The sequence below is a fragment of the Alteromonas genovensis genome, assembly GCF_010500895.1.
In the GTDB taxonomy this organism is placed as follows: Bacteria; Pseudomonadota; Gammaproteobacteria; order Enterobacterales; family Alteromonadaceae; genus Alteromonas; species Alteromonas genovensis.
In genome coordinates this window covers 179903-201023 of the sequence record NZ_JAAAWO010000003.1, presented here as the reverse complement: position 1 = coordinate 201023, position 21121 = coordinate 179903, and the positions used below count along the sequence as shown (strand labels likewise).

Annotated in this window: 15 protein-coding genes; 4 read left to right on the top strand and 11 right to left on the bottom strand. The window is 44.5% G+C overall.

Annotated features, from left to right (window positions below):
- Window positions 1-12 precede the first annotated feature (12 nt).
- The 8 genes from GTQ48_RS05960 to GTQ48_RS05925 form a co-directional block, all read right to left on the bottom strand.
- Entirely contained in the window at window positions 13-369 is a 357-nt protein-coding gene (locus GTQ48_RS05960) for an outer membrane protein assembly factor BamE (protein ID WP_163105617.1), read from the bottom strand.
- Between the two features lie 123 nt (window positions 370-492).
- On the bottom strand, window positions 493-2178 hold the full coding sequence (recN, locus tag GTQ48_RS05955; protein ID WP_163105616.1) for a DNA repair protein RecN: 1686 nt from the start codon (window positions 2176-2178) through the stop codon (window positions 493-495).
- A 608-nt stretch (window positions 2179-2786) separates the two neighbouring features.
- Window positions 2787-3296: a DNA starvation/stationary phase protection protein Dps gene (gene dps, locus GTQ48_RS05950; RefSeq protein ID WP_163105615.1), complete on the bottom strand. Its 510-nt coding sequence runs from the start codon at window positions 3294-3296 to the stop codon at window positions 2787-2789.
- A 463-nt stretch (window positions 3297-3759) separates the two neighbouring features.
- Complete coding sequence (gene nadK, locus GTQ48_RS05945; RefSeq protein ID WP_032096996.1) at window positions 3760-4635, bottom strand: NAD(+) kinase; 876 nt, start codon at window positions 4633-4635, stop codon at window positions 3760-3762.
- Between the two features lie 68 nt (window positions 4636-4703).
- The gene (locus GTQ48_RS05940; RefSeq protein WP_163105614.1) at window positions 4704-5486 is read right to left on the bottom strand and encodes a 3-hydroxybutyrate dehydrogenase; all 783 of its coding nucleotides are present in this window, start codon (window positions 5484-5486) and stop codon (window positions 4704-4706) included.
- Window positions 5479-6585 carry an extracellular catalytic domain type 2 short-chain-length polyhydroxyalkanoate depolymerase gene (locus GTQ48_RS05935; protein WP_163105613.1) on the bottom strand — a complete coding sequence of 369 codons (1107 nt, stop codon included), beginning with the start codon at window positions 6583-6585 and terminating at the stop codon, window positions 5479-5481. The genes GTQ48_RS05940 and GTQ48_RS05935 overlap by 8 nt, the downstream gene beginning before the upstream one ends.
- 9 nt (window positions 6586-6594) lie before the next feature.
- Complete coding sequence (locus GTQ48_RS05930) at window positions 6595-7956, bottom strand: E22 family MetX-like putative esterase (protein ID WP_163105612.1); 1362 nt, start codon at window positions 7954-7956, stop codon at window positions 6595-6597.
- Between the two features lie 19 nt (window positions 7957-7975).
- The gene (locus tag GTQ48_RS05925) at window positions 7976-9271 is read right to left on the bottom strand and encodes a GntP family permease (protein ID WP_163105611.1); all 1296 of its coding nucleotides are present in this window, start codon (window positions 9269-9271) and stop codon (window positions 7976-7978) included.
- Between the two features lie 266 nt (window positions 9272-9537).
- Here GTQ48_RS05925 and GTQ48_RS05920 point away from each other — a divergent pair, with 266 nt between their 5' ends.
- Both GTQ48_RS05920 and GTQ48_RS05915 read left to right on the top strand, forming a co-directional pair.
- Window positions 9538-11919 carry a TonB-dependent receptor gene (locus GTQ48_RS05920; protein WP_163105610.1) on the top strand — a complete coding sequence of 794 codons (2382 nt, stop codon included), beginning with the start codon at window positions 9538-9540 and terminating at the stop codon, window positions 11917-11919.
- A 294-nt stretch (window positions 11920-12213) separates the two neighbouring features.
- Window positions 12214-12864 (top strand): response regulator transcription factor, encoded by a 651-nt coding sequence (locus GTQ48_RS05915; RefSeq protein WP_163105609.1) that lies wholly within the window; start codon window positions 12214-12216, stop codon window positions 12862-12864.
- 31 nt (window positions 12865-12895) lie between these two features.
- Here the strand turns inward: GTQ48_RS05915 and GTQ48_RS05910 are convergent, their stop codons facing one another.
- Entirely contained in the window at window positions 12896-13564 is a 669-nt protein-coding gene (locus tag GTQ48_RS05910; RefSeq protein ID WP_163105608.1) for a glutathione S-transferase family protein, read from the bottom strand.
- A 156-nt stretch (window positions 13565-13720) separates the two neighbouring features.
- Window positions 13721-14413 carry a hypothetical protein gene (locus GTQ48_RS05905; protein WP_163105607.1) on the bottom strand — a complete coding sequence of 231 codons (693 nt, stop codon included), beginning with the start codon at window positions 14411-14413 and terminating at the stop codon, window positions 13721-13723.
- A gap of 349 nt (window positions 14414-14762) precedes the next feature.
- Here GTQ48_RS05905 and GTQ48_RS05900 point away from each other — a divergent pair, with 349 nt between their 5' ends.
- Both GTQ48_RS05900 and GTQ48_RS05895 read left to right on the top strand, forming a co-directional pair.
- Window positions 14763-15473, top strand: coding sequence for a hypothetical protein (locus GTQ48_RS05900; protein WP_163105606.1), 711 nt, complete (start codon window positions 14763-14765; stop codon window positions 15471-15473).
- Between the two features lie 154 nt (window positions 15474-15627).
- The gene (locus GTQ48_RS05895) at window positions 15628-17316 is read left to right on the top strand and encodes an ATP-binding protein (protein WP_338023290.1); all 1689 of its coding nucleotides are present in this window, start codon (window positions 15628-15630) and stop codon (window positions 17314-17316) included.
- A 31-nt stretch (window positions 17317-17347) separates the two neighbouring features.
- Here GTQ48_RS05895 and GTQ48_RS17635 read toward each other — a convergent pair whose 3' ends face one another.
- Window positions 17348-21067 carry a hybrid sensor histidine kinase/response regulator gene (locus GTQ48_RS17635; RefSeq protein ID WP_239060014.1) on the bottom strand — a complete coding sequence of 1240 codons (3720 nt, stop codon included), beginning with the start codon at window positions 21065-21067 and terminating at the stop codon, window positions 17348-17350.
- Window positions 21068-21121 lie beyond the last annotated feature (54 nt).

Sequence of the window (21121 nt, the reverse complement as noted above, 5' to 3'; positions counted from 1 at the left end):
AACGTGTTTGATTTACTCGTCGAGTGGAGTATTAAAGTCTTCAGACAGTTCAAAATCACCTTCAACGTTTGCCACTTTATTATCTACAAACGTGATGATCATCTGACGCTGGAAGTCGTCTCCTCGGTCTTTCATACCACGCTTCATATCGTAAACATAATACCACGTGTCGTTATCAAAAGAGTCTTGAACAACAGGATTACCTAACACGTAGATCACTTGTTCTTTTGTCATATTAATACGCAATTTTTCAACATCACGCTGATCTAGAAAATTGCCCTGTGGAACGTCAATCCTGAAAATCCAGTTAGAACAAGCTGTGGTAGTAAATGTAATGCAAAGAATAACTATAAGATGGTGCAACTTCATGCGTATATAAGTCCAGTATTGCCTTTGTTAGTGCCTAAAGGTTTCCTCGTAAGGAAACCTCAGCTGTTTTAATGCAAGCGCGAAGGCATGCTACATTGACAACTATGACCAATCAACTGCATTTTAGTTCGATGAAGCGCTTTTTAGCAGCTCTTTTGCGTTAGCAAGTGCCGACTTGGTTACTTTGTCGCCAGCTAACAGTCGGGCGAGTTCGTCAATTCGGTCTTGTTTAGTCAGCGGTATCATCTGTGTTTCTGTACTTTCGCCATCAGTAAGCTTGGTAACAAAAAGCTGGTTATGTGCTTGTGCCGCCACTTGAGGTAAGTGGGTGACACACATAACCTGAGACTGCTTTCCTAATTTTCTAAGCAGTGCACCTACAATGGAAGCAGTTGGTCCGCTAATACCGGTGTCCACTTCGTCAAAAATCATAGTGGGGGTAGCATGGCTGTCGCTAGCAATAACCTGGATAGCTAAACCTATTCGAGAAAGCTCACCGCCTGATACCACTTTCTCCAATACGTCGGCATCTTGCCCAGGGTTCGTTGATACTTTAAAGGCAATCGAGTCTAACCCATTAACTGCGGGCTTTTTCAGCTCGTCATAAAGAATATCAATACACACTTTAGCGTGCGGCATATTCATTTGCTGAATTTGTGATTCAATGTCGTTTGCAAAACTTTCGGCCGCTTTCATTCGGCTTTCAGATAAACTGCTAGTTGCTACTAAATAATGTTGTCTTGCTGCTTCAACATCGTTTTCGAGTGTGCCTAGTAAGCTTTCCTGCTCACCAAGTGCGGCAAATTCTTGCGACAATAACTGATGATGTTGAGCAAGTTCTTCAGGCGTTACGGCGTGTTTACGAGCCAGCTCCATCGCTTTTGAATAGCGAGCTTCAACCTGCTGTAAACGCAGAGGGTCTATTTCCAATTGATCGCAGTAACCTCGCAGTTCGCTTGCTGCTTCTTCAACTTGAATTGATGCATCGTTAAGCAGGGCGATGATAGGCGTTAGGCTCGCATCGTGTGCTTCTAATTCTCCAAGTTTCTCAATACTGCTTTGAATAACGGTCAGTGCATTTCCTTCATCATTTTCATAGAGGTTATACACACTGGTTTGCGCTTGTTCTAATAAACTCTGACCGTTGCTTAAGCGCTTGTGCTCAATTTCAAGTTCTTCAAATTCGCCATTCTCAATGGCAAACTCGTCGAGTTCTTGCACCTGATAGGTAAGTAATTGCAGACGATCTTCTCTTTGTTGAGCTTTCGAACGCAGTTCATTGAGTGTTTTTTGCTTGTCTCTCCACGAGCTATAAGCGTCTTTAACATCATTCATTAAATGAGTATGGTTTGCGTAACTATCAATAAGCTGGCGCTGATAATCTTCTTTCAATAGCTGTAGATGGGTGTTTTGACCATGAATGGAAAGCAGTGTTTGGCCGAGACCTTTAAGTTGCTGCAAAGATACTGGAGTGCCGTTGATGAAGGCTTTTGAGCGACCTTCTTTCGATATTACCCTGCGAATAAAACAGCTGGTTTCGTCTTCGTCAGAGGTCAATTCATGGTCGTCTAAAAACGCTTTTGCACTTGCATTATCAGCAAGTGAAAAGTGCGCCACTATTTCGGCTTTTGCTGAACCTTTTCTTACCGCATTTGCATCGGCCCTTTCACCAAGACATAAGCTTAGTGCATCAATGGCAATTGATTTACCTGCCCCTGTCTCACCTGTAACCGCAGTGAGGCCATTTTCAAAGTGAACAGAAAGTTGTTTTACAACGGCAAAATTTGATATCGAAAGATTCGCTAACATAACCACACTCTAATAAAGTTGAACATGATGATATATACAGTGCATGTAAATATATACAGTATTTTTGAGATGTAAAGTATAGTCGAATGTAATCCGTCGATTTGCGAGGTGTTGTTTGCCGAAAATCTTTATCTGACCCACTGTTTACGGGCCCTAGGCAGGCTTTACAGTATTTTTATGCATGGCTTGCCTGTTTTGTTTTTTGCACCATGTTTTTGACTGCAAAAAATATTTCTGAGCAGAAGGTATTAAGCCGTAGGAGTATTTTTTGATTTGTAAATAAATCAGTTTTTTATAAACAAAGCACATACTTTCCATTGTTCGCAAGACCTCTGCTTCAAAATTAAGCCTACAACTTTTTTTGCCAGAGGTCATCGTAAAGTTAAAGGCAATTCCACCTTGTGTAATTACTCGCATTACGTTCAAGGTAGGTAGAAATGAGTAAACAAAGAAAATCGTTTGGGAGAAATGTTAGAAAAGTAAAAGATAGAGAAAGGGAAGTGATTAAGGCAGGGAGGAATAGAAAACAAAAAAGGAAGGCCAAATTGACCTTCCTTTATCTTCCTAACGGTATCTTTTACCTTTATGGCTATTGGTAGCCGGTAGATCTATTGGGCCAGTTCGCCGCTACCTGATTCTAAATGCGCTCTTACGAACCACTGGAACTGCTCTAACTCAGCGAGTTGGCCCGTAATCATATCTTCCGACACTGGATCTAAGTCGCCTAAGCCTTCAATCGCCTTGCGGTGATCGCCATTTACACCATCATACACTGCATCTAGTGCTTTTAAATGGTCGGTCACTAGGCCTTTGCCTAACTCATAATCATTCCACGAACGACCCTCTACAATGGCTTTTGGTGTGCCTTTCGGTACGCCGCCTAGCGTGGCAATTCGTTCTGCAATGGTGTCAGTCATTTCTCGCACTGCATCAACTTGTGGGTCTAGCATTTCGTGCACACCAATAAAGTTTGGACCTACAACATTCCAGTGAATATGCTTCAGGGTAAGCTGCAGGTCAAGTAGTGCTACCAAACGTTGCTCTAACGTTTTGATAGTGCTTGCTGCAGTTTCGTTATCCATACCTGGTGCAGTAAATTTAATTTCGTTGTTACTCATAATAATAAACTCCTTATTATCGCTTCGGTAAATAGGTGTTGATAATACGTATCGAATCTTTTGACCTTCAAAGGTTATGTTGAAACAACATAGATTATCGAACCAGTTGCTTAAGGTGTTGCAACCGGTATGCCGACTTGTACCAAAATTATAAGTAACTAATTTAATTGAATAAATTCGAAAATGTTAATTTTTCTTTATTTTTCAATGTGATAGGTTTGTCTAAAAGGTGCGAAAAAGATGCTCGAAATATGAATGGCCGTGTAAAATATTCAGTGTTCTTTATATGGCAGGGCGAACATAAGGTAGAAAAGCCGGTGTAACTTGCTACAAAATTCGCGAGGCTCGAGAAATTCGAAAAATTTGCGAAGATAGGGTTAATGAAGCCATATGTGCTCAGTCTATATGTATAGCATTCTAATGTATGGCGGCAGCACTTATGGCAGTAGGCGAGTGCCTCACATTAGTAGAGCTTACTGCCCCAGCCCAGCTTTTTACGCAATACGTTAAAGTAGCTATAGCCCTTAGGGTGTACTAAGTGAAGTTTATCGATGCTTTTGTTTATGCGAATTTCATCGCCAGGTAAAACCGGCAATACAATGTGGCTGTCGCAGCTTACTTGCAACGAGTCACTATTTACTTTTGACACTTTCATCGATACCTGGCTGTCGGCATCTACCACAATAGGTCTGCTGCTTAGAGTATGCGGAAACATGGGTACTAACGTTAGCGCATCCAGTTTTGGCATAATGATGGGCCCGCCTGCGGAGAGCGAATAGGCGGTTGAGCCCGTTGGCGTTGCTACAATCAGTCCATCACTGCGCTGGCTAAACACAAACTGTTCGTCTATATAAATTTCGAACTCCATCATATGCGCCACTTTTCCGTGGTGGAGTACGACTTCATTGACCGCTGAGCTATTACTTTTTAACTTCTCGTGACGGTAAACGCCCACTTCCAGTAAAAAGCGTTCTTCAACGAAACACTCGCCGTTAAAGATGTAGTCAAGTTGCTGAATGATATCGTCAGGATGAATGTCGGTGAGAAAACCTAGGTTACCTCTATTCACACCCACAACATGGATATCGAAACGGGCAAGCACGCGAGCGGCGCCAAGCATGCTGCCATCTCCACCAACGACAACGGCTAGATCAGCTTCTTTACCGATAGCGACGAGGTCGCAGCTTCTAATGTTGTCGGTTTCTAGCTCTTGAGCAATACTTTCCTCTACCAATACCTCGCATCCTTTGGCGAGTAAATAATCGGCAAGTAAATTTAAGCTGTCGTGAGTGGCCTCGTGCTGAGGTTTTCCAATTAAAGCAACGGTTTGGTAGGGCATGGAACGCTAATGTCCTCTCATTTCCAATGATTTGGACATTAGCACAAGTGTTTTGTAAAAGGGAAGTTTTACCTTGCGGTCCAGCCACCATCTAGGGTTATTGCTTGGCCTGTGATGTTTTTGGCGCTGTTTGTCATTAAAAATGCGGCAGTATCGGCTAGTTCTTGAACTTCAATAAACTGCTTCTTCGGCATAGGTTCAAGCATGATTTTTTTCACTACTTCGTCCTCGGTCATATTGTTTTCCTTTGCTTGAGCTTCTATTTGTTGCTCAACTAAGGGGGTTTTTACATAGGCCGGACACAAGGTGTTAATAGTAATATCATAGTCACCAGTCTCTAATGCTACGGTTTTAGCAAGTCCTAGCAAACCATGCTTCGCAGCCACATAGGCCGACTTAAACGGCGAGGCTACAAGAGAGTGAATAGAGCCCACGTTAATAATACGCCCAAAATTTTGTGCTTTCATGGCCGGTAATAGCGCCTGGATGGTTAGCGCAGGGCCAACCAGCATAATATTAATCAGCTGCTGCCATTTGTCAGCAGGAAAATCTTCAAGGTTTGAAACGTGTTGGATGCCAGCATTGTTAATAAGTACGTCGACAGTGAGCTTACCGAGCGCTTCAGGTAAGGCAGCAATTTGCGCTGCGTCACACACATCTACCGCCACTGCGCTCGCGCTGCCATCATTAATACTGCCAAACTTACTCGCCAGCACCGCTGCCGCCTCTTGCGCAGCACTTTCGTTAATATCAGCCACGATAACGTGATGCCCCTGTTTTACCAACGTCTCTGCCATGCCCAAACCAATACCGCTGGCTCCCCCGGTGATAAATATCGTTCTCTTATTCATTATTACCGTCCTGGTTCATTGGCTCTATCTGCTGCGCTTCTTCTTGAGGTGCGGCCTGATTCACCTGTTGTGGCGAAGGCGAGGGTAACGTATTAAGAGAAAGTAAAAGCGCATTTACTGCCTTTATCTGATCGCCATCTCGGTTGGCGTAGTCCTTTGAGGCATATCCCCACCAGTCCCAGCAACCTTGTGGATTTAGCGGCATAAAAAGGGATTTTTTTGTTTGCGGGTACAGCACAATCATATTGTTGTCATCGGCCCAGTCATTCAGCCCTGTTTGCGACGTATAGGCATCGTCCACAGCGTCAGCGTATTGGTTGCAGCCGTGAAAGCTGATGTGTGCCCGACAGCTTTCTCCGCTTGCGCAGCTTTGCGGTATGTAAACAAAGCCTTCGCTGGCTAGTGTTTTGGCACTGCTGCCTGCAATGTCCTGTTGATTAATGGTATGCAGTGAACCTGACAGTACATCGTCTGGTGCAGTTAACCCTTCAATGAGATGATTAAGCATGTCGCCAGCGGCGTCATAATCACAGTTACCAATGAACGGGCTTTCTGATGTCATACAGTCTGTTCCGTTCGTTTTCGTTGGAAACAGGTGGGCGATAGACATATCGTTAACGTATTTTATGTTTTGAGTGTCTGTCCACATTGTGTATTGCTCGAATAAGGCATCGCTAACTTCACTGGCAATTCGCACGTCACGCTTGCCGTGAAATAACCACACCTTGGCATCTTTCATGTTGTCTAAGTCAGCAAGCTTTCCCGCCTTTGCATATTGTGCCGCTTGCTCATTTAAAGCCGTTAAATCGGGCTGGGTGTCGGTCTTGTTGACACACTGGGCAAGTGCCGTTGTAATATCACCCTTGGCACAAAAATACGGGCCGGCTGCCAATACCCCTACACCCTTAACCCAATCGCTGTGGGCCAGTTGAAACTGTGTGGCCATATATCCACCAGAAGACAACCCCGATACGGTGACGTCAGATAAATCGAGAGATAGCTTGGGCATATCTTCATGTTTTGTTTGCGCGTGCAAGGCAATGGAAAAGCAAAGGCTACTTGCCAAGGCTGCTTTAACAATAGTGTTGATAGTCATCATAAAAATCCTTTACTCATTTTCCAAAAACTGGCGAATAGCGGTTGCCTGTTTTGATATATTTGTCACGCCCTCTAGGTGTCCGAGTGACCCTTGAAGCTCGGTATATTCGCTGTTATTTCCCTGCTGCTTAAGCGTTTGATGTGCATGTTGAGCTAAATAGGGCATCAGTAATAAATCAGAATCGGCAGGCAGAAACAGCGTCTTTGCCTTGATGTTGTCTAGTCCTGCATCAAGGTTGTCTTTATGTCCTGCGACAAAAAGCTGGCACGCTCTCACCAAATAAAGCAGGTGATTGGCATCCATCTTTTCACCACGGGCGGCCGCCCGCGTTTTTAACCACTTTGTGATGGAATGTTGTTCGTTAATACTGGACAGGGGAGCTTGCTCTAGGTTTTTAAAGCCTAGCATATTACCTTGAGCGTAAAAAAACTCAGGGGTTAGGGCATTTTGCGTTATCAGCATTAGCGATGCGGTAAGTCCATCAGTTGGCCCTTCTTTTGGCGAATAGTTGCCCTTGTTCCATTTTTTATCGAGTCTGATAGGCGTAGCCCAATGCTCAAGAGCCGTCGTCGTCCAAGCGTCGCTTTCCCCTGCGCCTATTACCGACAGCATTCTAGGTACCCAACTTGGATAGGCACTTGCCCAATCAATGGCCTGCATGGCGCCCATCGACGGTCCCACCACCGCATGAAGCTTCTTAATGCCTAAGCTTTCTAATAAGGCTTTTTGCACATTAACGAAGTCGCGAATAGTCACTACCGGAAAGTCTAACCCGTAGGGTTTTCCTGTGGATGGGTTAATGGTGGCGGGCCCGGTGGTGACCACCTTTTCATCATACGCGTTTAAATTCACCAAGGTGTCTGCGCTTATAACGAAAAAGCGGTTGGTATCAATGGCTTTACCTGGGCCAATAATACTGTCCCAGTACCCTGCATTTTGATCGGTAGCACTGTATTTACCTGCCGCATGAGAAGTGCCAGAAAAGTAATGGGTAATTAGAATCACATTGTCTTTTTGTGCATTAAGTTTTCCGTAGGCTTCCCAGCCTATCTTTACATCGTTAATTGTTTTGCCACCAAAGGTAGTAAAACTGTCTATGTGAAAGGTGTGCTTATTCACCAACAAGGTATGTTGCTGTTGCTTATCGGTATTCACATCGCCGTTGGCCTGCACGGCAGTGGTTGCCAGTGCAGACAGTAAAAGCAGCGCCGCTATAGACCTAATTGTTAGCTTAGTTGGCAGCGCAGCTAACACGCCGGTGCCTTGGCTGACGCCAGACAAAATGCCAGCTATAGCAGGGCGAAAAAGTGAAGCTTGCCTGGCAGTGCACGTATTTGCTAGCACTAGAAAGTCGTGAAAACGCTGATTCATAGTAAAACCTTTCCTTTTTTTACAATATGCTAAACAGGCCGATAGCCAGTGCTAGCCCCATTACTGGCACAACGACAGTCAGCGCTCCCACTGCCCAATAGGCTGCTTGATGGGTTTCATGGCAAATTGCGCGAATCGTTGTGACGACATACCCGTTATGAGGCAATGAATCGAGCGCGCCCGATGAAATAGAAACAATTCTGTGCAACTGCTCTGGCTCTACACCTTGGTCTATATAGTGTGGACCCACTAAGGGAAGGGCAATAGCTTGGCCTCCTGATGCGCTACCCGTTAAACCGGCTATTACGCTGACTGCAATGGCTGCGCCAATGAGCTCATTGCCAGGGATTTGAGTCATTAAGGCCACCGTTTGTTGAAAGGCGTCGGTATTTTTTGCAATCGAGCCAAAGCCCACAACCGCTGCGGTATTGCCAATGGCAATCAGTGCCCCAGTGGTGCCAGCATTTATGGCAACAGGCAAACTTTGAAAGTATTTAAAGTTTATGGCTAGCAAACAAAGCACACCGCCGCCCAAGGCTAGAATTAACGCTAACTGAGCCAATTCTTCGTGAAATAAAAACGAAATGGCAAGCACAACAAGCAGGGGCACAATACCGGTAAATGGGTGTGGCAGATCCCTTTCCCGAATTTCAGGGTCGCTTTCCCTTGCCTCAAACACTTCACCCTGACTAACTGCTTTTCGAATCATTTTAGCGAGCCACCAATATCCGAATACCGCCATTAAAATAGCGACAATCAAACTGACTTCCCAAGCAGCAAAAGGCGATGTACCCAAGTATTTAATTGGGATCCAGTTTTGAATTTCTGGTGAGCCTGCCGAGGTCATGGTAAACGTTACCGAGCCAAAGGCCATGGCGGCAGGAATGAATCGCCTAGGCAAATTGGCATCTTTAAATAAGCTTACCGCCATGGGATAAACCGAGAATGCCACCACAAATACACTCACGCCGCCGTAGGTAAGTATGGCGCAGGCCATGACTACCGCTAAGACAGCTTGCTTATAGCCAATTTTAGAAATTATCCATTGAGATACCGAGTCTGCCGCGCCGGTGTCTTCCATAAATTTGCCAAATAACGCCCCCAGCAAAAACATGAAAAACCACGACGCAATAAACCCTGAGAAACCGCTCATATAGGTTTCTACAAAGTTTACATCGCCGGTAAATACCGCAATGTTATTGGTTAACGCCACAATAAGCGCACACAGGGGGGCAGCGATAAACAGGTTCATCCCACGTATTGTTAACACAATAAGTAGCAATAGCCCGCCTACCAAGCCAATCATACTTAACATAGTTGTTTTCCTTTAAAAATCTGTGACCGCAGATATTCCAAAGCAGTTAAGTCGATTGTAGATCTACTAACCGACTTGCTTTTGCGCAAGCTTATTGTCAATAAATCTAACGTATTCAAATTACACGTAAAGTTTGACGTTACTTTTGCAAAAATCCCATAGTACGATGGTACTACATACTGTTAACAATTAATTAACTAAAGTATTTCGTGACCGTAGCAAATTATCCAGCAGTGAATAACACTTAGAACAATAAAGGACTCACTATGTCACTAACAACACACACAAAGCGTCATGGCTGCACCCCAGTTTCCCATCACAAAATCTCTCATAACAAGGCTTCTTGTCATAAAGTGGCTCGCCATAGTTTGTGCGCTATAGCGGTAGCCGCAAGCCTATGTGCAGCTCCTGTTTGGGCACAACAGACCAATAGCCAAACAGCCAACACAGAACAAGCTGAAAATGAAAAAGGTAAATTAGAGCGTATTGAAGTGACTGCGCGTCGCACCCTTGAATCGCTACAAGAAACCCCCGTTGCCATAACGTCGGTAGGTGCTGTTGAACTAGGTGAAAAAGGCATTAGCGTACTTACTGAGTTACAACAATTCTCGCCCAACACAACCTTGCAAACCAGCCGCGGAACTAACAACACATTAACCGCCTTTATTCGTGGTTTAGGCCAACAAGACCCTTTGTGGGGCTATGAGCCCGGTGTTGGTATTTATGTTGACGATGTATATATTGCGCGACCACAAGGGGCAGTGCTCGATTTGTTAAACGTTCAGCGCATTGAGGTATTACGTGGGCCCCAGGGGACACTTTATGGCAAAAACACCATTGGTGGTGCCGTTAAGTACGTAACTAAAGAAATGACTGGCGACACGCAAATGAACATTGAAGGCACGGTGGGCAGCTATAGCCAGCGCGACCTCAAGGTTACCGGCCAAATTCCACTGGTTGAAGATACGGTTTACTTAGGTGTGGGTTATGCCAACTTAAACCGAGATGGCTTTGGCGAGTATTTGCTAAGCGCATTACCTAATCAAGATAAAGAGAATTATAATAAAGACTTATGGGCTGCAAGAGTCTCTCTGGAGGTACATGCTAGCGAAGATTTATTCTTCCGTTTTGGCTGGGACAAAACAGAAGATACGTCTAATGCCCGCGGTGGTTATCGATTGATACCGAGCTTGCTAACCGATGCGCCGGTACCCGATTCAAAATATGACTCTTATACCAGCTTGCCAACATCGAACAGAGTTGAGTTAGAGGGTTATAGCTGGCTGGCCCGCTACAACGTGAGTGATAAATTAGAGCTTAAATACATCGGCTCTTACCGCGAGAGTTATTCTCCAACAAACATCGACTTTGATAATACGCCTCTGCCTATTTTTGATGTACCGGCAGAGTATGACGACAGCAACACCACCCATGAATTACAGGCAAACTACTTTGGCGATAATTTTGACGTAGTGTCGGGGCTCTATTTTTACGATGGTGATAGCTGTGGTAATTTCGATGCCATCTTAGGTGTGCTTGGGCAGTCTTTAGGTGCACCGGGGCTCACCCGTGAGGTGACCGGCTGTAATAACTCAGAAAGTTATGCTGCTTATGCACAGCTCAATTACGACATTACCGAGCAGCTCTCTCTGTCTCTTGGTGCGCGCTACACCGACGAAGAAAAATCTGCGTTTGTAAATAACGGCCTTATTTTTGACAATGTCTATCCGTCCACGGGTTGGATTGAAGGCTATGTTCGCCCAGAAGGACAGCTAGTTCCACAGGTATTGGGCACCGATACAGACGGAGATGGTGTTTTAGATGCCCCAGCAGTGCAAAGCTGGTCACGATTCACACCTCGTGTAGGGCTAGAGTATCAATTCGACCCAAGCATGATGTTTTTCGCCAGCTATTCTCAAGGTTTCAAGTCGGGCACCTTTAACCCTCGTGCAACAATAAATGAACCCGGCGTAAATCCTGAAGTGGTAGACAGTTTTGAGCTGGGTATGAAAAGTGACTTAAGTGATACCTTACGATTAAACGTTACGCTCTTTTCCTACGATCATAGCGACAGACAGTATATTGGTGTAGAGGGTGATTTATCTGACCCTACAGCGCTGGATCAACGCTTAAGAAACGCCGCAGAAACAGCAGCAACAGGTGCCGAGTTAGAGATGACTTGGATTGCCTCAGAAAACCTTCAGTTTGATGTGGCTTATGGATACATCGACTTTGAAATTAAAGAGAATAATGCGATACCACCACTTATTGGTTCAGCAAGTACGCCAGAAAACACCTTTAATTTAAACGCTAACTATTTCTTAGAAACCAGTTTTGGGGATATTACATTTAACGCAAACTACTACTACAGAAGTGACTATTTACTGTTCGAAGCCAGCGATCTTATTGAACAAGATGCGTATGGCATGGTTAATCTTAGCGCTCGATGGGAAAGCATAGAAGGAGATTGGTACGCAGGTCTTCACGTGAAAAACCTCACCGACGAAGAGTACCTCACCGGCGGCTATGACTTTGTCACCCGCGACGAAGATGGCAACTTTGGACCAGGGCTAGGAGGCGATACAACCTTGATTGGCTATTATGGCGACCCAAGAACTGTTCATCTAACTCTTGGCTATCGTTTCTAGTAGAATAAAACTGCAAACTTTAAGAGCCCGCTTTTTAAGCGGGCTTTTCTATTAACGCTTTCTATAGATTTTTCTTAATTTAAGGTTTACGAAATCTAAATCTTTAGTTCGGTGAGAGTAGGTAAGAGAAAGAAGCCCAATGTCGTGTTAGTATTCTGTTTACACTAAAATAACAAATTGACAGCCAAAAATGCGAAAACCAGATGGTAGAAGTGAATGGCGCGAATCAACGGCAGAGATCAATGGTTGAAACGGATGACAGATACGAATGCCAGATACAAATGGTAGCGACGAATGAATAGCCCAGTAACGGTAAAATTGCTCATAGCAGATGATCATCCGCTATTTCGTGCTGCAATGTGCCATGCGTTACAAAACAGCGAGGGCGCAGTGCTACTTGAAGCGTCTACGTTTCCAGAAACAAAGGCGTTATTAGCTCAAGATACCAGCATCGACATCGTGTTTTTAGATTTGGGAATGCCAGGCAGTGAGGGATTGAACGGATTGTCTGAGATTAGAGCTGAGTATCCAGATGTGCTTGTGGTTATTGTAACAGCGCAAGATGCGCCAGGTATTGTTCAGCGAGCACTCGCGTTGGGTGCCAGTGGATTTATTCCAAAATCAGCGTCTGTGGATTGTATTATAGATGCGGTAGATACAGTATTAGACGGCGAAACTTGGTTGCCAGAGCATATCAGTGCCACTACCGATGCTAGCAGCACCCTGGATGACTTCAGCACGCGCTTGAGCCTACTAACCCCTCATCAATTAAAAGTGCTTAAAATGGTCGCCGATGGTTTGCTTAACAAGCAAATTGCCTACGAGTTAGCGATTTCAGAGTCAACGGTAAAACAGCATGTTTCTGCAGTGCTAAAAAAGCTAGGGGTTATTAATAGAACCAAAGCTGGCATAGCATTTAAAAATGCTATGCGAACCGATGGATAATGTTTGCCAACATGCACCAATTGGCACCTGTTTATTTACTGCCAAGGGCCTTTTTCAAATAAGCGTTAAACGCTGGCGCAGCCGCCCGTTTATCTGTTTCAATTTGTTGTACTTCCGGCATTTCTTTTAACTTGGTCATGAGTGCTTTGCTGCCAGGAGCATGTTCATATAAGTCTACATCAAAAAGCTTTTTAGCCACGGGAGCTGCAAGGTCCATAGAATAAAGCAGCATAATATCGGCCGCAGTTAGTGTGTCACCCGCAATATAAGGCGAAAAGTCAGCGGCGCGGGCAAGAGCTTGAACACCGTTAAACAATGCGCGCTTCACTTCTTTTTTAGTGATGTCATCAACGGGTACGCCCCAAAACGCCTCTGTGTGACAACGCCTTGCAGGTAATTCAATGTATAACTCGATGAGTTTAACTAACTCTTTCACCTTGGCCTTTGCGAAGGGCTCGGTTGGATAAAGTGGTGCTTGAGGCGAGATTTCATCAAGATACTCAAGGATAACATTGGTTTCTACCAGTACGCCTTGGTCTGTTTGCAATGCGGGCACTTTACCCGTTGGACTGATTGCTAAATATTCTGGCGTTTGATTTGGATACGTCATGACGGCTTCATAATCTATCCCTTTCAGCGCCATCGCCAGTTTAATCATGTTGTAGTAATTACTAACATCAAATCCGTACAATTTAAGCATAGTGAACCTTTAACACAGTTATGAATACATTTATGTAGTATAAGATTGCTTTATAAGAAAGAGTGCAACACATCTGTAGTGATAGTTGATTATAACGATTGCAGCTAATCCTAAAACATCTCTACCTCTAGTTCATCGAGTACCATTGCGCCTTTTTTACGGCTGAAAGTAAGCGTCCATATCGTTTTCTAATAGCGTAAGGCGCTTTTTATAATCACTTTGAAAGTCGTCGTCTGACAATACCCGAGTTAAATCATTTTCCACGTTGAGAATACGTTTTCGCAGCGCATAAAACAGTTCGTCTTCAGCGCCTCGCATAAAGACTTCGATATTTTTCAAGTCCTTAAGACAGCAATCATCAAGTGAGGTATTGAATTTTTTGCCCATGTACTCAATCATCGAGTTGCTTCCTAACGAGGCGCCGCTTACAGGTGCTAGCGGCATGTCGTGCACGCTATTTTGAAAATTAAGGGTCTTTTCAAGCGCTGCACGCAATAACGATAAGGATGATTTGGCTGCTTGTTTTTCAAACTGTTTTAACCTCAATTCAAGTGCTTGTGCATCAGGTGAGGTGATACCAACAATCTTTGCATCAATGAACACAGACTTTGCACTATCGAGCTTTTCTTTTGCATAAATGAGCGTGTTAATGTCAGATAAAAATTGACCTGTCAGTTTTTCATCAAGCAGAGCTCTCGTTTCCTCAATACGTTCTGCATGGAGTGTCACTGCTGCGTTATATCGTCTTTCAGATTCACTTAATTCATTGGTTTCACTGCACCCAACTATCAAGGTTGTTAGCAATACGAAGAGTAGTGAGTTCAGTGAAGCGGAGAAAAACAGTCGCAACGGCAAATCCTTTTTATGTGTAGTAATGCCTTTAGAGTAATCGGTACGGGTATCAGTGTCGATAGTATTAGATTGGGTAGCAATAACAAATAAAGCGACTGTGGACGCGCCAGTTGAGAGGCGTGGCAGTCGTTAGCTGGCATGCAGCTACTCTAGCTTGCGGGCGCAGGTGGCGAGTAGAGTGGATAAAGTCGATAAGCAGTAAGGTCTGGCAATTCAATCGAGGACAAGCCAATCGAGGGCAAACCAATTGAAGATAAACCAATCGAGTTCTTTTGTAGTGCGAGAATTAAACCACACTGGTTATAAATACGTAAAACACAACACTCAATAATATGAAGTGTGTGCTGTGTTATCAAATATTATTAAGCGCTTTTCAAGTGGATTAAACAAACAGTCCCTTGCGTCTCAGCAAAACAAAAAACATATCAATAATCACAAAAACGATGCCGTTTCTATCTGGCAAGATACCGGGCAGGTGTATTACTTAGAAAATACGCTTAAGCTTACTTACACCTCTAATAGCGGTGTGATGACATTAGAAAAGCTCTCTCTCAATGAATTACCCGACGTTATAAAGGCGTTAGACGCAATGCCAGCGGGCTCCCCACTTGCTAGAGCCACCGTCGCACAGCAAGATGATGCTTATGTAGTGAGTGTGTGTGGTGTTACATGGCAAAAAAGCCATGACAGCGTTCGTATTAAAGCGCTGCCAGAAGCGGCAATGCTGCGCAGCAAAACACATTGCTTTACTAAATCTCAGGCGGTATTCAAACATGCGTTTTTACTCGAGCATGACGACCTGCTCACGCCGTCTATCGGAGGCAAGAAAGAGGGTGTGTATACCTACAACCGAATAACTATAGAAGACTTTACTCAGCAGTTAGCAAGAGCTAACGAGCGCATTGCTCCAGCTATGCGTAAATCAATACCTGTGCACAGTGATAATTTTAAAACGGCGTTCACTGAACACGAGCAAACAGTTATCGATGTATTCATTGGCGAAAAAAGAAGTGACGGCGATGACGCTATAGATCTTAAGATTGTAGATGAGTCATAACGCTCTTATAGCAATGGTAACCTAATGGCGGCTCTTTATTGGTGACAGAGAAAGTAGCATTCTTATCCTAATTGCGGATACCTACCGTACTACTTTTACAATATGATCACATATATAAAACGTCTTTAGTGGGTAAAGAGTGATGACATTGAGTGTGCCGAAACAAATCAGCGGCGAAGACCATGGGCACTTAAAACGTATCGCAATTGTCGTTTGTATCCTTTTTTCGTTTCTAACGGTTAGTCATCTCTTACTCCTTACTGAAACGTTTAAGTGGCCCCTTATCGCTTGTTCATCGATTGTTGCGGCTATGAGTTTGGTATTAAGCCGCACTGCTACAGCAATACCTATGAGATGGCATAGCCCATGTATATTACTGATGTTAATTGCCGGCGCTACCAATAGCCTCGTCCATATATGGCTCTCGCAGACGCCAGAACAAGCAACCAATATAGTATTAGTGCTTATTGCCTCTGGTATTGTGCTCTCAAACAGAGCCCACTGGCTCACCTCTATAGTGTTTAGTTGGGTCGGCTGGTTTATTATCAATCTTGCTTTCGATTTGCCGATGGTGATGCATTTTTTCTTCGCATTGATGATGAGTACATTGCTTAGTTGGTTTGCACATCTTGCGCGGCAAAAGCTGGTAAGTAAGCAGATTGAGCTGCTGTTGGAGCGTGACGTTGCAGTCGCTCACGAGCGAGAAGCAAATGCAGCAAATGAAGCGAAGAGTGCTTTCCTTGCTAATATGAGCCACGAAATACGCACGCCAATGAATGGAGTGATAGGTATGATTGAGGTGCTTAGTCGTACACCTCTTACTGACAGTCAGGCTAAACTTATCTCTACCGCTCAGCGAAGCGCAGATTCCTTGATGTTTATCATCAACGATATTCTTGATTTTTCAAAGATTGAAGCTGGGGAACTGGCGATTGAACACGTTGAATTCGACTTAAATCAGTTTGTCACTAACCTTGTTCAAGAACAAGCATATCATGCGAAAAGTAAAGGCTTGTGGCTTAAGGCAAGAGCCATAGACAATAAACATACGAGAGTGATTGGTGATCATCATCGCTTGAAGCAGGTTTTCAATAATTTATTGTCAAATGCCATAAAATTCACAGAGAACGGCGGTGTAAATATTCAGTACAATGTAGTAGAAAAAGAAGAGGCGTTGTCACTGAATGTAGAGATTAGTGATACTGGCATTGGAATTCGTGAATCTTCTATAAATCAACTCTTTGCCCCTTTCTCTCAAGCTGACATGTCGACGACTAGGAAGTTCGGTGGCACCGGACTAGGGCTTGCGATTACCAAGCAACTTTGCGAATTGATGGGCGGTGATATTTCTGTTGAAAGCACTCCCGGAAAAGGTTCTACATTTAAGTTTAACGTAATGGTCGAGACGACTTCGCAAAGCGAAGAGGCTAGTAGTATCGAGAATGTCGAGATACCGCCCTCCCATTTCAATTTAAATGTACTGCTGGCTGAGGATAATTTAATCAATCAAGAAGTAATGGTAACGTTGTTAAGTGACATGGGAGTTGAGGTCGTAGTTGCAAGTGATGGCGTTGAAGCAATAGACACGTTGTTGAAGCCCAAAGCAAAACATTACGACCTTATTTTAATGGATTGCCAGATGCCGAATGTGGACGGTTATGAGGCAACACGTCGTATTCGCGAGGGGCGAGCAGGTGATGAAAACACACAGATACCCATCGTCGCGCTAACCGCCAATGCCATGGATCGCGAAAAGCAAAAATGCCTCGATGCAGGTATGGATGAATATCTCACTAAACCAGTAGACTTAGCATCGTTAAAAGCCGTGTTGGCACTGTACTAAAGGCGTCAGCGGTGAAGGAGTCCTGACCGACTTAGGTAAACGAGTGTTTTAACAATCTTTTTAGGGCACTTGGTTTTACAGGTTTTGGTAAATAGGCAAGGTTCATCTCTGCGGCTAAATCCCTTATCTCAGGGCTGCGGTTCGCGGTGATCAATATTCGAAGCGCTGTTTTGTTAGGCTTGAGCGGCTTTCGTGTTCCAGATGACGCTATTGATTCAGATGGCAAGGAGTCCATTGACTGCAAAATGTTGGTGCCTGTTTCACCTAAGTTAAGATGGTAGTCGACAATGATAACGTCAGGCTTATGCTTGAAAGCAGCAAGGGCGTCTTTCTTTCCTGTTGCGGTAATAACCTCAGCTCCCCAATCACTGAGCAACGCCTGCATCGCCACCGTTACTTGCTCGTCGTTTTCAATAAGTAAAATTCGTTTGTTTGTTAAAAACAGCGAGTGTGTGTTCTCTCGTGTGTTCTCTTGTGTGTTGTCGAGCGGTAGAGAGTTGGGTTCGGCCTGTATTCCCTGCGGTATACGCTTTGTCTGCATCGCGCTGGCAGGGTGCTTAGGCACAGTAATGGCAAAGCAACTGCCTTTGTGCAAAGCAGATTTCAGTGATACAGAATGCCCGAGCAACTTGCATACCCCATCAACAATAGTTAATCCTAAGCCAATGCCCTGTGAACTATTGGGGTTTTCCAGCTGGTGGAATTCGCCAAAAATAGCTTCTTGTTGATGCAGTGGAATACCCGGACCTGTATCGTAAACGCAAACATTCAATGCTTTTGCACCCTTGACGGTACATTGTCTTACCCCAATTAAAACACTGCCTTTTTGGGTGTACCGTATCGCGTTAGAGAGTAAGTTTTGTATCACTCGTCTGAAAAGGTGCTTATCGGTGTGTGTGTGACAGTTCGTTTTTACGTATTTTAATGAAATATCTCGTTGCGACGCGATAAGACTAAACTCCGTCACTAATGATGAAAGCACGTCATCTAGAGCGAAGGTGATCTTATTCGGTTTGAGTACGCCAGAGTCTAACTTTGTCATATCTAGCAACATAGAAAGTAGCGTTTGTGCGTTATTGAGTGAATTCACTACGCCCTCAGACAAGCCCGATAATTCACTATTTTTCGTTTTCTTCTCTAGCATAGAAGCAAAGAGGGTTGCGGCGTTAAACGGCTGCATCAAATCGTGTCCTGCAGCGGCTAAAAATTTAGTTTTACTCTCGTTTGCCGCATCAGCCTGTTGCTTGGCAAGCTGAAGCTCTTTCGTGCGTCGCATTACCCTCTGCTCAAGTTCCGATTTTGACTCTTTTAATTCATCTTGAATGGCGATGTATTCGGTAATATCGCTATAGGTAGTTACATAGCCACCTCCTGGAAGGGGAGCACCGTTAAGCTCTATAACCCTGCCATCATGTTGTTTTCGTATATATTTGTGGCGACTCCCTTTGAGCATAAACTGAACGCGCTTTTCTATTTCTTGATTAATGCGGCTATTTATCTCAGCGACATCGTTAATGTCAGTATCTATGCTCGTTGAATCTAAAGGCGTTGAATCTACAGCAGTCGAATTTGCTGCAGTCGAATCTGCTGCTGCCGACGCTGTTGTCGCTGAATCTGCTGTCGCTGAGGTGCTGGTATCGGTTTCGTACCTGTTGCGCTCTTGCTGGCCAAAAAGCCCTCGTTTGGCATTAAAGCTCAGTATGTCATGTATTGACATACCGACTTTTAAAAAGCCTCTAGGGTAGCTGAACAGTTCAACGTAGCGTTCATTCCACGCAAGTAAGTGCAGCTTTTCGTCAAGCACACTGATCCCTTGCTCTATGTTTTGCACAGACGACTGCAGCACCTCATGATTGAACTGAAACGACTGAGAGGCTTCTTCCACCCAGTCAACAAGCTCGGGAAGTGAATCTGTGTTTTTATCGGCAATATCGCCTAATAGTATACGAGCGCTTGGTCCGCCTACTTGCGCTGCAAGAAGTTGCTCTACTCGTTGCAATAAGGTGTGATTGGCAAGCCCGTTAGCGCGAGCGTCAGAGACGTCGATGGAGAGTTGGTTGATTAACGTGTCGTGACTCTTTTTATCTAATACTCTTTGGGTTAAAGAGACGATGTCACCCACGCGAATTTTTAAGTAGGGTGTGGATAAGGCCAAATCCTCACTGTCGTCAATACTACCAGCTAGGTTGTGAGTTTGAGAGCCATTTTTACCTCGATGACTACCTCGATGACCAACTAAGCCCCTTCTACTTATTGCTCGTCGTTTATTGATTAAACTTATCAGGGAAACTACAACATATACGGCGGCGTTGGTAATAAGTGAAATAATAAAGCCGATACCTAGCTGAGCATCGGTGGGCGGTGCATTAAAATAGTAACTAGACATAACGCTGGGGTAGAACAGTAGTGCGCACCAACAAAGAAAGCCTGCACATAACCCGGCCAAGGCAGCTGCCTTGGTACTTTTATTCCAATAAAGGCCAAACATCAGTATGGGAAAGCACTGCCCCAGCAAGGCAATGGCGATCACGCCACTTTTCACCAATGGTGCAGCTTGACTGACATTGAGGTGATACCAAAGGGCCACCGACAGCACTACCAACACGGTTAAGCGACGAATAACAAGTACTTTATTTGTCTCAAGGGTATGGTTTGGCTCGGTTCTTAATCTCGCTTTTATCCAAAGCGGTGTAACTAAGTTGTTGGCAATCATAATGCCTAGGGCAAGCGTGGCCACAATCACCATGCTGGTGGTTGCAGACAATCCCCCTAAAAACGCAATGATTGAGAGCAGCGTGTTTTCGGCAAAAAGGGGAAGCGCCAATACATAGGTATCTGAGCTTACGCTTTCAGGCAGCAGCATTTTGCCAGCCAAGGCCAAAGGGATGAGAAAAATGGTCATACCCAATAAATACACAGGGAAAAACCAGCGGGCGGTTCGCAGTTCCCCTTCGCCGTTGAGCTCGACAAAATTCATATGAAATTGACGCGGCAGTACAAACATGGAGCAAACCCCAAGCATTACGTGAGTAACATAAACAAGGGGAGCGCTGTCGGCATAGATAACCTCTCGCGCTTGTTCATGTACAGACGCTTTTGAAATAAGGTCGAGCACGCCGTCGAACATAAAATAGCAAACGAAAATACCAATACACCACAGCGCCACAAGCTTAAACACCGACTCAAATGCAATAGTCATTAAAAGCCCAGGGTGCTTGTCGGTTAAGTTCAGGGTTCGCGTCCCAAAGATGATGGCAAAAATAGCCATCAACAAAGCCACATACATGCTAACGCTCTGGCTGGTTTCGGCGGTATTGGGTGTAATCAGAGTAATACTTTTGGTAATGGCGTCGAGCTGCAAAGCGATGTACGGAATAACCCCCACAAAACACAGTACGCTAACAAAAGCCGCGACAAGGTGGGAGTGCTTGTACCTCATACCAATCAGGTCAGCGAGGGAAGTGATATTGTGTTGCTGGCATAACCGACTGATGTGCAGTACCACAGGAAATGCAAAAACCATGGTTAATATAATGCCCATGTAAGTAGGCACGATAGCCCAACCGTATTCTGCGGCTTGTGATGTGGTACCAAAAAACGCCCACGACGTGCAGTGAACGCCTAAACCTAGGCTGTATAAAATAGGGTGCTGCCGATTGTCTTTGAGGTACCTTTCGCCCCAAAAGCCAATAGCAAACAAAATAAAAAGATACACGGCAACAATACTGCCTACCGACCAAATGCTAAGCATTCACCACCTCATAAAAATCACTGATTTACGTTAACACGATTTTCACAATAGTGA